Below are 14,758 nucleotides of genomic sequence, written 5' to 3' on the forward strand. Positions count from 1 at the left end.
CCTGCCGCCGCGCGGCGGGCCGGCCCCCCGGCCAGGACGTGGCTACCGCAAAGTGATGAGGCGAGGCTCGAAGCAGTGAACGTGCTGGACATCCTGTTGCTGGTCGCCGCCGTGTGGTTCGCGATCGTCGGCTACCGCCAGGGGTTCGTCGTCGGCATCCTGTCGGTGATCGGTTTCCTGGGCGGTGGCCTCGTCGCCGTCTACCTCCTGCCCGTCGTGTGGGGCGCGGTGACGGACGACGCGAAGGTCGGTACGACCGCCGCCGTCGTCGCCGTGGTCGTGGTGATCGTCTGCGCCTCCGTGGGCCAGGCCCTCACCACCCACCTGGGCAACAAGCTGCGCCGGTACATCACCTGGTCCCCGGCCCGCGCCCTGGACGCCACGGGCGGCGCCCTCGTCAACGTCGTGGCGATGCTCCTCGTGGCCTGGCTGATCGGCTCGGCCCTCGCCGGTACGACACTGCCGACGCTCGGCAAGGAGGTCCGCGGCTCCAAGGTGCTCCTCGGCGTGGCGCGGGCCCTGCCCGCCCAGGCCGACACCTGGTTCGACGGCTTCTCCTCGGTCCTCGCACGCAACGGCTTCCCGCAGGTCTTCAGCCCCTTCTCGGACGAGCAGATCGACCCCGTGGAGGCCCCCGACCCGGCCCTCGCGACAAGCCCGGTCGCCGGCCGCGCCCAGCGCTCCATCGTCAAGGTCACCGGCACCGCGCAGAGCTGCGGCAAGGTCCTCGAAGGCACCGGCTTCGTCTTCGGACAGCGCCGCGTGATGACCAACGCGCACGTGGTGGGCGGCGTGGACGAGCCCTACGTCCAGATAGGCGGCGAGGGCACGCGGCTCGCCGCGAAGGTCGTGCTCTACGACTGGGAGCGCGACATCGCCGTACTCGACGTGCCCGAACTGCAGGCGCCCGTCCTGCAGTTCTCCTCCCGGCCGGCGGTCCGCTCGGACGACGCGATCGTCGCGGGCTTCCCGGAGAACGGCTCGTACACGATCAACGCGGCGCGGGTGCGCGGCCCCATCACGGCCAACGGCCCCGACATCTACCACCGGGGCACGGTGAAGCGCGAGGTGTACTCGCTCTACGCGACCGTGCGCCAGGGCAACTCCGGCGGCCCCCTGCTCACCCCGGACGGCAAGGTGTACGGAGTGGTGTTCGCGAAGTCCCTCGACGACCCCGACACGGGTTACGCGCTGACCGTGGACGAGATCCAGGAGGACATCGTCAAGGGCCGCAGCGCCAACCAGCAGGTGGACAGCGACAGCTGCGCGCTCTGAGGCCCGTCACCCGGCACGCGCGGATCACCTGGTCCGTGCGGATCGCCTGGTCCGCGAGGGCCGTGCGGGTGAAGATCCCCGCGCGGTTCAGCCGCGGGGATGACGCAGACGCGCCGAGACCCACCGGGCCCGGCGCCTCAGAATGTGCGGGATTCCCAGCCGGGGGTCCGTGCCCTGCAGCTGCGGGGCGCCCCTCCGATGGGAACTCGGTCCGCCGATCGAGCGGCGGTTGCGTGCTGCGTCACTGTAGTCGTGCGTCCAGCCCATACACCGACGTCTGCCCCCGCCCCAAGGTCGATAACCGCCCCCACGCCCCCCAATTGGCCTATGCGTGAGGCAATTGGCGTTCGTAGAACAGACGTTCCTGGGACCCGTGTGACGCACGGGGCGACAGACCCCACGCCCGGCCCCCGGATCTGCCGTGTGACCTGCGGCGAGGCCTCTGACGGACCCTTGGATCGGCTCCGCGACCGGCCCTCCGGTGGCCGGCTCAGCGGTCCGGCTCGGGGTCCTTCAGCCAGTTCACCAGTTCGGTGGAGAACGCCACCGGGTCCTCCTCGTGCGGGAAGTGCCCGAGCCCGTCGAACAGCCGCCAGCGGTACGGCGCTTCGACGTACTCCCCGGACCCCGCCGCACTGCGCGTGCGCATCACCGGATCGAGCGATCCGTGCAGATGCAGCGTCGGCACCCGCACCGGCCGCTTCATGCGCCGGTTGAACTGGATGCCGTCGGGACGGGCCATCGACCGGACCATCCACCGGTAGGGCTCGACCGAGCAGTGCGCGGTGGAGGGGATGAGCATCGCCCGCCGGTACGTCTCCACGGCGTCGTCCTCCGGCAGCCGCGGCCCCGACCAGTCCCGGATGAGCCGGCCGACCAGGGCGCCCTCGTCCGCGATCAGCCGCCGCTCCGGGATCCAGGGCCGCTGAAAGCCCCAGACGTACGAACCGGCCGCGGTCTGCTTCATGTCCGAGAGCATCGCCGAACGCCAGCGCCGGGGATGCGGCATGGAGGAGACCACGAGCCTGCGCACCAGCTTGGGACGCATCACGGCCGCCGTCCACGCCAGATAGCCGCCGAGGTCGTGGCCGACCAGCGCGGCGTCGGGCTCACCGAGGGACCGTACGACCCCGGTGATGTCGAGCGCGAGGTTCGCTGGGTCGTAGCCGCGCGGGGTGCGGTCGCTGCCGCCGACGCCCCGCAGGTCCATGGCGACCGCGCGGAAGCCCGCGTCGGCGAGCGCCACCATCTGATGCCGCCAGGCCCACCAGAACTGCGGGAAGCCGTGCAGCAGCAGGACCAGCGGCCCGTCACCCATCTCGGCGATGTGGAAGCGCGCCCCGTTCGCGGCGACATCCCGGTGGATCACCTCTTTGGCGCCGGGCACGTCGAGCCGGACGACAGAGGTGGGTTGCGCCGAGGATGGTTGCCCCGCAGGGAGGGAGGAGCCCGTCATGAGGACGAGCGTGTCACAGCCTCGACCCCGTCACCCACCCGGTACACCGTGGTCATCTCACGGGGGTGCGGCTTCACGTTCTGCAGTACGGCCGCCGATTCCTTGACCGAGGCCGCCGTCTTCTGCGGGCCCTTGCCCTTCTTGGCCTTCTTCGCGAAGACCACACCGATCAGTGCGAGGACCGCGGCCACCAGCACGTTCGCGGCGAACGACAGCAGGAAGCAGACGGCCATGTTCCAGCCGCTCCAGGTGCGGATGCCGTACGCCAGGGCGAAGCTCAGCATCGGCAGGGAGAAGATCAGTACCGCGCCGGCCGCGCTGAACGCGCCACCGCCGACCGCTCCGCGCTTGACGTCCCGCTTGAGCTGCGCCTTCGCCAGTGCGATCTCGTCGTGCACCAGCGCGGACATCTCGGTCGTCGCCGAGGCGACCAGCTGGCCGATGCTGCGTTCGGCGCCGACCGGGCTGCCGTCGGGTGCGCTCATCGCGTTCTCCCTGTTCTCTTGGGTTGGCTTGGTTGTCGTGTCGCCGTTGTCCTGGCCGTCCGGATGTTCCGTCCGGATGTTCCGTCCGGATGTTCCGGTCGGTGGTTTCGGACCGTCAGGTCCGGGCCGTACGTTTCGGACCGTGTGTGTCAGATCATGCCGGACCGTCGTGCTCCACGCCTGCCCCGCCCGTCACTTCGGCAAGCCTCCGGTGTTCGGCGGCCTTGCGCTCGTAGATCTCGGCCATGCGCAGGTGGTAGGCCGGATCGTCCTGCTCGTACACGTCGGGGACGCCCGAGAGGTCCTCGTCGCGCTCCTCGTGCTCCCACAGTCCGCGGTACCTGGCGTTGCGCAGCTTCAGCAGGACGCCCGACAGGACGGTCGCGATCAGGGAGCCCGTCAGGACGGCGGCCTTGACGCCGTCGCCGAGCGCCGGGTCGTCCGTGAAGGCGAGTTCGCCGATGAGCAGCGACACGGTGAAGCCGATGCCCGCGAGAGTGGCCACCGCGAAGACGTCCGGCCAGGCGAGGTCGTCGGAGAGCGACGCACTGGTGAAGCGGGCCGTCAGCCATGTGCCGCCGAAGATCCCGACCGCCTTGCCGACGACGAGGCCGAGGACGACCCCGAGGGTCTCCGGCCGGCTGAACACCTCGCCGAGCGCGCCGCCCGACACCGCGACCCCGGCGCTGAACAGCGCGAACAGCGGTACGGCGAGGCCCGCCGACAGGGGACGTACGAGATGTTCGACGTGTTCGCCCGGTGAGTGCTCCTCGCCCTCGTCGGCGCGGGTGGTGCAGCGCAGCATGAGGCCCATCGCGACGCCGGCGACGGTGGCGTGGATGCCGCTGTTGTACATCAGGCCCCAGACGACCAGCGCGAGCGGCACGTACACGTACCAGCCGCGTACACCCTTCCTCAGCAGCAGCCAGAAGAGGGCGAGGCCGGCGACCGCGCCGCCGAGCGCGGCGAAGTTCAGGTCGTCGGTGAAGAAGACCGCGATGATCAGGATCGCGAAGAGGTCGTCGACGACGGCGAGGGTCAGCAGGAAGGCGCGCAGGGCGCTCGGCAGCGACGTCCCGAGGACGGCGAGGACGGCGAGCGCGAAGGCGATGTCCGTCGCGGTGGGGACGGCCCAGCCGGCGAGCGAGCCGCCGCCGGTGACATTGACCAGGGTGTAGACCAGCGCGGGCACGGCCATGCCGCAGAGCGCGGCGACGACGGGGAGCGCGGCGGCCCGTGGGTCCTTGAGGTCGCCCGCGACCAGTTCGCGCTTGAGCTCGATGCCGGCGACGAAGAAGAAGACCGCGAGGAGTCCGTCGGCGGCCCAGTGCTCGACGGAGAGGTTCAGGCCGAGTGCGGCGGGCCCGACGTGGAAGTCCCGGACGGACTCGTAATTCTCCCGCAGGGGGGTGTTCGCCCAGACCAGCGCGGCGACGGCGGCGATGAGCAGGAGGACGCCGCCGACCGTCTCGGTGCGCAGCGCGTCCGCGACGAAGGTCCGCTCGGGCAGTGAGAGCCGTGCGAGGACCTTGCGGTTCTTGGCGGGCCGACGGTCATCGCCTGGCGTGGGGGTGGGGGTGGGCGCGGGCACGGGGTCGACCTCCGGTCGGTGGGCAGGGCGGAGCACATGCCGACCAGACTTCCCGGCGCACCTATGGAAAACTCCGGGCTCATTCGGACCCCGGACGTCGTGTTGTCGCGTATTTACGTGTTTCGCAGCCTACCCGCGATGGCGAAGGGGCACCCGGCGGGTCCGCCACCGGGTGCCCCTTCCAGGCCCACGTCCGTACGAGACCTGGGTCCTCGTCCGTACGGGGCCGTGGGTCCTCGTCCGTACGGTGCCTGCCTCAGTCCTCGCTGGACGCCGCGGGGAGCTTCGTCTGGATGAGGTCCATGACGGTGGAGTCGGTCAGCGTGGTGACGTCACCCAGCTGGCGGTTCTCCGCGACATCGCGCAGCAGACGGCGCATGATCTTGCCGGAGCGGGTCTTGGGCAGCTCCGCCACCGGCAGGATCCGCTTCGGCTTGGCGATCGGGCCGAGGGCCTTGCCGACGTGGTTGCGCAGCTCGCCCACGAGGGTCTCGGTCTCCGACGCGGAACCGCGCAGGATCACGAAGGCCACGATCGCCTGGCCGGTCGTCTCGTCGGCCGCGCCCACGACGGCCGCCTCGGCGACCGACGGGTGCGAGACGAGCGCCGACTCGACCTCGGTGGTCGAGATGTTGTGCCCGGACACGAGCATCACGTCGTCCACCCGGCCCAGCAGCCAGATGTCGCCGTCGTCGTCCTTCTTGGCACCGTCGCCCGCGAAGTACTTGCCCTCGAAACGCGACCAGTACGTGTCGATGTACCGCTGGTCGTCGCCCCAGATGGTGCGCAGCATCGACGGCCACGGCTCGGTCAGCACGAGATAACCGCCGCCGCCGTCGGGGACCTCCCGCGCCTCGTCGTCGACGACCGTCGCCGAGATGCCCGGCAGCGCACGCTGCGCGGAGCCCGGCTTGGTCTCGGTCACGCCCGGCAGCGGCGAGATCATCATCGCGCCGGTCTCGGTCTGCCACCAGGTGTCCACGATGGGGGTGCGGTCGCTGCCGATGTGCTTGCGGTACCAGACCCATGCCTCGGGGTTGATCGGCTCGCCGACCGAGCCGAGGACCCGCAGGCTCGACAGGTCGAACTTCGCGGGGATGTCGTCGCCCCACTTCATGAACGTCCGGATGGCCGTCGGGGCGGTGTAGAGGATCGTCACGCCGTACTTCTGGACGATCTCCCAGAAGCGCCCCTGGTGCGGGGTGTCGGGCGTGCCCTCGTACATCACCTGCGTCGCGCCGTTCGCCAGCGGCCCGTACGTGATGTACGAGTGCCCGGTGACCCAGCCGATGTCGGCGGTGCACCAGTAGACGTCGGTCTCCGGCTTGAGGTCGAAGACGGCGTGGTGCGTGTACGCGGCCTGGGTGAGGTAGCCGCCGGAGGTGTGCAGGATGCCCTTGGGCTTACCCGTCGTCCCCGAGGTGTAGAGGATGAACAGCGGGTGCTCGGCGTCGAACGCCTCGGGTGTGTGCTCGGCGGACTGCTTCTGCGTGATCTCGTGCCACCACACGTCGCGGCCCTCGGTCCACGCGACGTCCTGGCCCGTACGCCGTACGACGAGGACCTTGGCCACGCCGTCGACCCGGGAGACCGCCTCGTCCACGGCGGGCTTGAGCGCTGAGGGCTTGCCGCGTCGGTAGCCGCCGTCCGAGGTGATGACCAGCTTGGCGTCGGCGTCCTGGATACGGGTGGCGATGGCGTCGGCGGAGAAGCCGCCGAAGACGACCGAGTGCGCGGCGCCGATGCGGGCGCAGGCCAGCATCGAGATGACGGCCTCGGGGATCATCGGCAGATAGACGGCGACCCGGTCGCCCTTCTCGACCCCCAGCTCGATCAGGGCGTTGGCCGCGCGGGAGACCTCGTCCTTCAGCTCGGCGTAGGTGAGGGCGCGGCTGTCGCCGGGCTCGCCCTCGAAGTGGATGGCGACCCGGTCGCCGTGTCCTGCCTCGACATGGCGGTCCACGCAGTTGTACGCGACGTTGAGCTTGCCGTCCTGGAACCACTTCGCGAACGGAGGGTTCGACCAGTCCAGGGTCTCGGTCGGCTCGGTGGCCCAGGTCAGCCGACGGGCCTGCTCGGCCCAGAAGCCGAGCCTGTCAGCCTTGGCCTGCTCGTACGCCTCCGCGGTGACGTTGGCGTCGGCGGCCAGGTCGGCGGGCGGCGCGAACCTGCGTTCTTCCTTGAGCAGGTTGGAGAGGGAGGACGGCTCGCTCATGCTTCCCCCTCCTCGCTCAGCAGGTTGGCCAGGCTTTCGTTGCTCACGACATCTCCCTTTCCCAGGGTGTCCGTTGTGTCCCAGGCCACAGCTCATCAGACGCGGGCCCCTGGTGACAAGGGCCGACCGAGAATTGGTTTAGACCTGTGTGCCGGATCGGGTGCGCGGGATCCTGTGTGCGTGGCCTGCCCGCGGACACGGGCGGCCACACGTTCTCACGGACGGGGGAAGGGAGCGGTTCAGGCGCGGGGTGCCGCGCCGGGCCGGCGCGTCAGCCCTGGGTGTCGGACAGGGCCGTCGCCGCGACCCGGTCGAAGAGCTCACCCTCCTCCTCGTCGCTGGAGGCGGCCTCCGTGAGGAGGTAGGCCTGGGCCTCGCCCACGTGGAAGTACATCCCGTGCAGTTCGAGCGTGCCCTCCTCCAGCGCCCGGGCCACCGCCTCGTGGGCCCGCAGATGCTCCAGCTGCTGCACGACGTTGGTGAGGCAGAGCTGCTCGGTGGCGTCGGCGGGCGCACGCCCGGCGATCCGGGTCCAGGGCCGGTCCTCGGCGGTCATGCGCTCCACACTCGGCAGTCCGTGCCGCAGCCACCGCTTCAACGGCGTCCGGGCGCCTCCCGGTTCCGTGTTCATCAGCGCCTGCATCGCCCCGCATCCGGAGTGCCCGCACACGGTGATGGACCGCACCCGCAGCACCTCCACCGCGTACTCGATCGCGGCGGCCACCGAGTCGTCGCCGCTCTCCTTGCCGGGTGGCGGTACGAGGTTGCCGACATTGCGGACGACGAAGAGGTCGCCGGGGCCGCTGGAGGTGATCATCGATGTGACCAGCCGGGAGTCGGCACACGTCAGGAAGAGCTGCGAGGGCTGCTGCCCCTCCCGGGCGAGCCGGGCCAGCTCGCCGCGCACCAGGGGTGCGGTGTTGCGCTGGAACGTGCTGATGCCGCTGGCCAGTTGATGCCCGCTGCGGTGCCCGCCGGACGGCGGTGTCTCGGGACTCTCGCAGTGGTGGTTGCGCCAGGGCGTCCAGGGGCGGCAGTGGCAGTGCGCACTCTGCCCGTCCTCGTCCTTGATGTGCGGTTCCGCGAGCCGCGCTCCGGTGCGCCCGGTCAGCTCCACGGAGCCGCCCCGGTTGGTGTGCGCGCTCTGCCAGTCGTGCAGCGACTCGTACGCCGCGTGGTCCATGAAGGAGCCGTCCAGCTCGATCACGGCCTCGGCGCCCGGCGGCACCAGATGCAGTGCCCGGCTGAGGCGGGGTACGGCGAGGAACGTCAACTGTCCTCGTACGCGCACGTGGTGGACGCCGTCCGGGCCCACCGAGCGGGTGATCCGGGTCCGGGTGAGGCGGTGCAGGGCGACGCCGACGGCCATGGCGATGCCGAGGACGACACCCTCAAGGACGCCGAGGACGACGACACCGAGGGTGGTGACGACGTACACCAGCACCTCTCGGTGGCGGGTGACCGTGCGGATGTGGTGCAGGGACACCATCTGGATGCCGACGGCCATCACCAGGGAGGCCAGTGCCGCGAGGGGGATCAGCTCCAGGAGCGGCACCATCAGCAGGGCGGCCACCGTGATCCACACGCCGTGCAGCATCGTCGAGTTCCGGCTGACGGCGCCCGCGTGGACGTTCGCCGAGCTGCGTACGGCCACGCCCGCGACGGGGAGCCCGCCGAGTGTGCCGGAGACGATGTTGGCGGCGCCCTGTCCCAGCAGCTCGCGGTCCAGGTCGGAGCGCCCCTGCTGGGCCGGCCGTCTGGCCGTGAGCTTGTCCACGGCGACGGCGCCCAGGAGTGACTGGACACTGCACACCAGCGTGGTGGTGAGCACGGCGGCGGCGATCCCGAGCACCGGACCCTCGGGCAGCCCGGCCAGCGCGTGACTCCGCCAGGACGGCAGATCGACCTTGGGGAGGGTGAGCGAGGCGAGGGCGGCCGTCGTGGTGGCCGCGGCGACGGCGACGAGCGCGCCCGGAACGGTGCGCAGGATCTGCCCCACGCGCCCGGGGATCCGGGGCCAGGCCAGCAGGACGGACAGCGTCAGGGCGCTCATCGCCAGCGCTGCCACCTGGGGGTGCGCCAACTGGGCCGGTAGCGCCCGGAGGTTGTCGACGACCGAGCTGCTCGGGGATCCGCCGAGCACGATGTGCAGCTGGGCGACGGCGATGGTGATGCCGATGCCTGCCAGCATGCCGTGCACGATCGCGGGACTGACGGCCAGCGCGGAACGGGCCACCCGCAGGAAGCCCAGGCCGACTTGGGCCAGTCCGGCGAGGACGGTGATGGCGCAGGTCGTACGCCATCCGTACGTATGGATGAGATCCGCGGTGACCACGGTGAGTCCCGCGGCGGGTCCGCTCACCTGGAGCGGTGAGCCACCGAGCCGGCCGGCGACGAGCCCGCCGACGGCGGCGGCCACGAGCCCCGCCTGCAGTGGTGCTCCGGTGGCGAGGGCGATGCCCAGGGACAGGGGCAGGGCGATCAGGAACACGGCGACCGAGGCCGACAGGTCGGCGGCCGCGATCCGGGGGAGCCGAGGGGGCCTCGGCAGTCGGGGGATCCGTGGGATCCGGGAGGTTCGTCGGCCGGGCGGGGACGGGCTGTGAGGCCGCCCCTCGTCCGGGGTGTGCGAAGAGTCGTCGGTGCGAGTGGGGACGAAGGCAGTCATGGTTCCCGTCTCCTCCGGGGCTACGCGGTCGCTTGGGGGCGCGGCCGTGGGTCACGGCGTACAGCGGCGGGATTTATCAACGCTCGGTAAATGAATCGTAATGGAGAGTAAAGGACGTGTCAGGAAAAATAGCGCAAATAGTCCAACGGTTCATTCCGGAGAGTGATTAGTCATTTTGATCGGCTTGTCGTACCGCCTCCTTTCGGGACCCCTGCGATCTTGGCCTCGCCGTCTGTTTTGTCCCGATTGAAGGAAGAAGGTGGGCGGAACATGGCCGCCACTCAGAGGTTCACCACGGGCGTCGCCGTCATCGCGGTCTGTGCCGCGGCGCTCGCCGGATGCTCCACCGGCGACACCGGCGCCAAGAAGGGCACGCAGGGCGAGGGCGCCCACGGCGAGGGGGCGCACGGTGCCAAGAAGGGTGTGGGGGCTCCGGCGCCGAAGAACCCGGTCCGGCTGATCGGCGACGGCTCCACCGCGTTCACCGGCGCGCAGCCGCGGCTGCCTCGGGCCGCGAAGCTGAAGCCCGGGCAGCGGCCGCCGCAGTTCGTGGTCTTCTCCTGGGACGGGGCGGGCGAGGACAGCCAGAAGCTGTTCTCTCACTTCCGCAAGGTGGCCAAGGACAACAGGGCGACCATGACGTACTTCCTCAGTGGCGTGTACATGCTTCCAGAGGCCAGGCGCGACCTGTACCGGCCGCCACAGCACTCACCCGGGCGCTCCGACATCGGCTTCAACGACGAGCAGGGCATCCGGGACACCGTGAAGCAGCTCCGCGGCGCCTGGCTCGAAGGCAGTGAGATCGGCACGCACTTCAACGGCCACTTCTGCGGCAGCGGCGGCGGAGTGGGCGAGTGGTCCGTCGGGGAGTGGAAGGACGAGATCGCCCAGGCCAAGTCCTTCGTCAAGTCCTGGAAGACCAACACCGGTACGGCGAAGGGCTCACCGCTGCCCTTCGACTACGACAAGGAGCTCATCGGCGCCCGCACGCCCTGTCTGGAGGGGCAGAAGAACTTCATGCGGGCCGCCCGCGAACTCGGCTTCCGCTACGACACCAGCGGCGTCAACGACCAGGTCTGGCCCAAGAAGAAGGCGGGCCTGTGGGATCTGTCGATGCAGCTCGTCCCGGTCCCCGGCCGCGGGTTCGAGACGCTGACCATGGACTACAACTTCATGGTCAACCAGTCGGGCACCACGTCCCAGGGTGATCCCGACAAGCACGAGTACTGGGGCGACCAGATGCGCGACGGCCTGCTCAAGGGCTTCTCGCGCGCCTACGAGGGCAACCGCGCGCCCCTGATCATCGGCAACCACTTCGAGTCGTGGAACGGCGGCACGTACATGCGGGCCATCGAGGAGACCATCGAGCGCGTCTGCACCAAGCGCGAGGTGCGGTGCGTGTCCTTCCGGCAGCTCGCCGACTGGCTCGACGCCCAGGATCCCGAGACCCTCGACAAGCTCCGCACGCTCAAGGTGGGCCAGGCCCCGAAGCAGGACTGGGCGTCGTTCCTGTCCGGCCGGCCGGCCGCCGCTCCGGCCCCGAAGGGAGTGCCGGGCGCCCCGGCGGTCAAGCCGTAGCGCCCGGGCCGCGTGCGGCTCACGCCGGCGCGGTCTCGGCCTCCCGCAGGACGAAGGCGGGGTCGACCTGGGCGGCCAGGTCGGCCCCCGTGCGTTCGTTGCCCCACGACTGCGCGTTCTTCAGATGAAAGTGGACCATCTGCTGTGTGTAGCGCTCCCAGTCGCGCTGTCCGTAGGTCGCGTCGGCAGCCGCCTGGAGAGCGCTCAGCGCACTGCGGTTGCCGTCCTCCAGCTGCTCGAACCGCGGCGGGCGGCCCTTCTCCATGGCGCGCACCCAGTCCGAGTGGCCGACGGTCAGCAGCAGGTCGTCGCCGACCTCGTCCTTGAGGAAGTCGATGTCGTCCTGGCCCTGCACCTTGTTGCCCACGACCTTCAGGGTGACGCCGAAGTCGCGCGCGTACTCCTTGTACTGCCGGTAGACCGAGATGCCCTTACGGGTGGGCTCCGCGACGAGGAACGTGATGTCGAAGCGGGTGAACATCCCGGACGCGAAGGAGTCCGAGCCCGCCGTCATGTCCACGACGACGTACTCGCCGGGGCCGTCGACGAGGTGGTTCAGACAGAGCTCCACCGCGCCGGTCTTGGAGTGGTAGCAGGCCACTCCGAGGTCGGCCTCGGTGAAGGGGCCGGTGACCATCAGACGAACGGCGCCGCCGTCGAGTTCCACCGGCCGCGCGCAGGCCTCGTACACCGGGTTGTCCTCGCACACCCGCAGGAGCCGGGAGCCCTCGCCGGGCGGGGTGGTCTTGATCATCGTCTCGGCGGAGGCGATGCGCGGGTTGGAGCCGCGCAGGTAGTCCTTGATGAGGCCCAGGCGGTCGCCCATGGCGGGCAGGTTCCGTGCCTCGGTGTCGGAGAGGCCGAGTGCCGGGCCGAGGTGCTGGTTGATGTCGGCGTCCACCGCGACGACCGGTGATCCGGTGGTCGCGAGGTGACGGACGAAGAGCGAGGACAGGGTGGTCTTGCCACTGCCGCCCTTCCCAACGAAAGCAATTTTCATGTTCATGTAGCGTAGTGGTGCCGCCGGGCCGCAGGGCCGCCGGACGTGAAGAAGACCACTCGTTCGTGGGGCGCGGACCCGGGGTGCGTAGGGTCGTACTCATGAGTACGACAGAAGCGGGTGCGACAGGTGCGAACGCCGACCCCCTCGCGGCGCTCGGCTCGCTCCCCGGAGTGGCGGAATCCGTGGAGTCCGTGCGCAAGGCCGTGGACCGGGTCTACGGGCACCGCATCATGCGGCGCCGCAGCAACGAGATCACCGGAGAGGCCGCACTGCGCGGCTCCCGCGGATCCGCGGCGCTGTCCGGCGCGGACTGGGCCCTCGAAGAGGTGCGCCGACGGGCCGACTTTAGCGGGGACGACCAGGCCAGGGTCGTGGGCGCGGCCCTCAGGCTGACCGCCGAGTCGGGCGAACTCCTGTCCATCTGGCGGCAGTCGCCCCTGCGGGTGCTGGCGAGGCTGCATCTGGTGGCCGCCGCCGACAACGCGGACACGGTCGGCCGTCCGCGACGGGACGGGGAGCCCGCCACGGAGACCCCGGCGGCAGGCGCCGCGGGGCCCCCGCTGATCGGGCTTCCGCTGCCAGGCGCCGACGAGGTCGAGGGCCGGCTCGACGGTCTGGCACGGCTGGTCATCGCGGGGAGTTCGGCGCCCGCCCTGGTGACCGCCGCAGTGGTGCACGGCGAACTGCTCGCGCTGCGCCCCTTCGGCTCCCACAACGGCCTGGTCGCGCGCGCGGCCGAACGGATCGTCCTCATCGGCAGCGGTCTCGACCCCAAGTCGGTCTGCCCGCCGGAGGTCGGCCACGCGGAACTGGGCCGCGCGGCCTACGCCGCCGCTCTCGACGGCTACGCCTCGGGTACTCCGGACGGGATGGCGGCCTGGATCGCCCACTGCGGTAAGGCGGTCGAACTCGGCGCCAGGGAGTCGACGGCCGTGTGCGAGGCGCTGCAGCGGGGCGCGGCATAAGTGCCGCTCGGGTGCGGTTCCGGTCCCTGAACAGGGTTGCGGCGGTACGGATTTCCGTACCGCCGCTGGCATGTCCACCGGGTTACCAAGCGTCCTCGGAGTGTTGCCCATCAGGTCGGGAACTGTTGCCCGTCGCCTGGTGCGGCTGGCCCGTAATCGACGGGTCGACGTCGCGTGGGTGCCCGGTGTTCATGCGCGGTCCGTGGGGCCTCGGTTGCGTTTGAAGGTATTCCTTTCGGATGTCCTTGGTCTCGCGGGCCGTTAATTCCTTTGTACTCCTGGTCCGGGGCAAGCGGAACCCCTCGCTGTACTTCTTTACTTTTGCTCCCAAAGGCGAGCGAATCGGGCGACCGGTTCGAAGGAGTGGGCAAGAAGAGGCCCATGAGGGGCGAAGGGGCCCGAGTGGCGCCTCCTGGGCGGTGCCTGCTCACCGTCCCGGCGGAGCCAGCTCACCGGCTCGGCGGAGTCAGCTCACCGTCGCGCGGCGCCTGCTGGCGTACCAGACGAGCCCCGCGGTGGCCGCCGCCGCCCCTATGGCCGCCGCCGCGACGATGGCCGGGCGGGGGGCCACGGACAGCCGCTGCTTGAGGCGCACGGGGTGGTTGAAGTCGAGGATGGGCCACCCGCGCGCGAGGGCCTCGCGGCGCAGCGCGCGGTCCGGGTTCACCGCGTGGGGGTGGCCGACCGCCGAGAGCATGGGGATGTCGGTCGCCGAGTCGCTGTACGCGTAGCAGCGCGACAGGTCGTACCCCTCGGACTCGGCCAGCTCCTTGACGGCCTCGGCCTTCGTGGGGCCGTACGCGTAGTACTCCACCTCGCCCGTGAAGCAGCCGTCGTCGCCCACGACCATGCGGGTGGCCACCACCCGGTCGGCGCCCAGGAGTTCACCGATCGGCTCGACGACCTCCGCGCCGGAGGTGGAGACGATCACGACGTCGCGGCCGGCGGTGTGGTGCTCCTCGATGAGGGAGGCGGCCTCGTCGTAGATGATCGGGTCGATCAGGTCGTGCAGGGTCTCGGCGACGATCTCCTTCACCTGCTGGACGTTCCAGCCGCGGCACAGCGCGGACAGGTACTCGCGCATCCGCTCCATCTGGTCGTGGTCGGCGCCGCCGGCGAGGAACACGAACTGGGCATATGCGGTACGCAACACCGCCCGACGGTTGATCAGACCGCCTTGGTAGAACGACTTGCTGAAGGTGAGCGTGCTCGACTTCGCAATGACCGTCTTGTCCAGGTCAAAGAAGGCCGCTGTACGAGGCAAGGAGTGGTTTTCCACGGGTTGAGCATATGCGCCCGCCATTCGGGCTAGTGTGGGACGTGTGGGTTTGCCTGAGAGAGCTCTCGGGTACACCATGGAAGTCACGGATCGTTCGCGACCGTGCTAACCCGGTTTGGCTCCTCCCCCCCCCGAGTCAAACCGTGGGGACGACCCCCGCTCTCCCCCCCGGCGGGGGTCGTCGCATGTCCGGATGGGTTTTCCCGTCCGTTGTCGAGAGCGCCGGGTCCCGCACTGCGGGAC

General features: G+C 70.3%; 10 protein-coding genes and 1 pseudogene. 3 read left to right on the forward strand and 8 right to left on the reverse strand.

All coding sequences use genetic code 11. From position 1 onward, the window contains the following. Positions 1-75: 75 nt before the first annotated feature. Entirely contained in the window at positions 76-1,275 is a 1,200-nt protein-coding gene (locus tag ACFWGJ_RS19985; RefSeq protein ID WP_387326141.1) for a MarP family serine protease, read from the forward strand. An 87-nt stretch (positions 1,276-1,362) separates the two neighbouring features. On the opposite strand, the gene ACFWGJ_RS19990 is transcribed toward ACFWGJ_RS19985, so the two are convergent. From ACFWGJ_RS19990 to ACFWGJ_RS20015, 6 genes and pseudogenes are all read right to left on the reverse strand, one after another. After that, positions 1,363-1,542: a hypothetical protein gene (locus tag ACFWGJ_RS19990; protein ID WP_381833733.1), complete on the reverse strand. Its 180-nt coding sequence runs from the start codon at positions 1,540-1,542 to the stop codon at positions 1,363-1,365. 223 nt (positions 1,543-1,765) lie between these two features. Then, positions 1,766-2,731: an alpha/beta fold hydrolase gene (locus tag ACFWGJ_RS19995; protein ID WP_387326143.1), complete on the reverse strand. Its 966-nt coding sequence runs from the start codon at positions 2,729-2,731 to the stop codon at positions 1,766-1,768. Next, positions 2,728-3,216 (reverse strand): phage holin family protein, encoded by a 489-nt coding sequence (locus ACFWGJ_RS20000; protein ID WP_107018150.1) that lies wholly within the window; start codon positions 3,214-3,216, stop codon positions 2,728-2,730. Before ACFWGJ_RS20000 ends, ACFWGJ_RS19995 begins: the two co-directional genes overlap by 4 nt. 154 nt (positions 3,217-3,370) lie before the next feature. Then, the gene (nhaA, locus tag ACFWGJ_RS20005; RefSeq protein ID WP_387326147.1) at positions 3,371-4,807 is read right to left on the reverse strand and encodes a Na+/H+ antiporter NhaA; all 1,437 of its coding nucleotides are present in this window, start codon (positions 4,805-4,807) and stop codon (positions 3,371-3,373) included. A 256-nt stretch (positions 4,808-5,063) separates the two neighbouring features. Then, positions 5,064-7,054 (reverse strand): annotated as a pseudogene (gene acs / locus ACFWGJ_RS20010) (acetate--CoA ligase). Positions 7,055-7,293: 239 nt separating this feature from the next. Then, positions 7,294-9,690: a bifunctional SulP family inorganic anion transporter/carbonic anhydrase gene (locus ACFWGJ_RS20015; RefSeq protein WP_387326149.1), complete on the reverse strand. Its 2,397-nt coding sequence runs from the start codon at positions 9,688-9,690 to the stop codon at positions 7,294-7,296. A 270-nt stretch (positions 9,691-9,960) separates the two neighbouring features. On the opposite strand from ACFWGJ_RS20015, the gene ACFWGJ_RS20020 reads away from it, so the two are divergent. Next, entirely contained in the window at positions 9,961-11,268 is a 1,308-nt protein-coding gene (locus ACFWGJ_RS20020) for a hypothetical protein (protein ID WP_387326151.1), read from the forward strand. A gap of 19 nt (positions 11,269-11,287) precedes the next feature. Here ACFWGJ_RS20020 and ACFWGJ_RS20025 read toward each other — a convergent pair whose 3' ends face one another. Beyond that, entirely contained in the window at positions 11,288-12,268 is a 981-nt protein-coding gene (locus ACFWGJ_RS20025) for an ATP-binding protein (protein WP_387326154.1), read from the reverse strand. Between the two features lie 101 nt (positions 12,269-12,369). On the opposite strand from ACFWGJ_RS20025, the gene ACFWGJ_RS20030 reads away from it, so the two are divergent. Then, the gene (locus ACFWGJ_RS20030) at positions 12,370-13,236 is read left to right on the forward strand and encodes an oxidoreductase (RefSeq protein ID WP_387326157.1); all 867 of its coding nucleotides are present in this window, start codon (positions 12,370-12,372) and stop codon (positions 13,234-13,236) included. Positions 13,237-13,702: 466 nt separating this feature from the next. Here the strand turns inward: ACFWGJ_RS20030 and ACFWGJ_RS20035 are convergent, their stop codons facing one another. Continuing rightward, positions 13,703-14,539, reverse strand: a complete 837-nt coding sequence (locus tag ACFWGJ_RS20035) for an HAD family hydrolase (RefSeq protein WP_387326160.1) — start codon at positions 14,537-14,539, stop codon at positions 13,703-13,705. Positions 14,540-14,758: the final 219 nt, after the last annotated feature.

The organism is Streptomyces sp. NPDC060205, assembly GCF_042728395.1.
Lineage (GTDB): Bacteria > Actinomycetota > Actinomycetes > Streptomycetales > Streptomycetaceae > Streptomyces.

Coding starts and splice junctions, on each gene's coding strand:
- ACFWGJ_RS19990 (WP_381833733.1), bottom strand. CDS start 1,542: ATGGGCTGGACGCACGACTACAGTGACGCAGCACGCAACCGCCGCTCG.
- ACFWGJ_RS19995 (WP_387326143.1), bottom strand. CDS start 2,731: ATGACGGGCTCCTCCCTCCCTGCGGGGCAACCATCCTCGGCGCAACCC.
- ACFWGJ_RS20000 (WP_107018150.1), bottom strand. CDS start 3,216: ATGAGCGCACCCGACGGCAGCCCGGTCGGCGCCGAACGCAGCATCGGC.
- ACFWGJ_RS20015 (WP_387326149.1), bottom strand. CDS start 9,690: ATGACTGCCTTCGTCCCCACTCGCACCGACGACTCTTCGCACACCCCG.
- ACFWGJ_RS20020 (WP_387326151.1), top strand. CDS start 9,961: ATGGCCGCCACTCAGAGGTTCACCACGGGCGTCGCCGTCATCGCGGTC.
- ACFWGJ_RS20025 (WP_387326154.1), bottom strand. CDS start 12,268: ATGAAAATTGCTTTCGTTGGGAAGGGCGGCAGTGGCAAGACCACCCTG.
- ACFWGJ_RS20030 (WP_387326157.1), top strand. CDS start 12,370: ATGAGTACGACAGAAGCGGGTGCGACAGGTGCGAACGCCGACCCCCTC.
- ACFWGJ_RS20035 (WP_387326160.1), bottom strand. CDS start 14,539: ATGGCGGGCGCATATGCTCAACCCGTGGAAAACCACTCCTTGCCTCGT.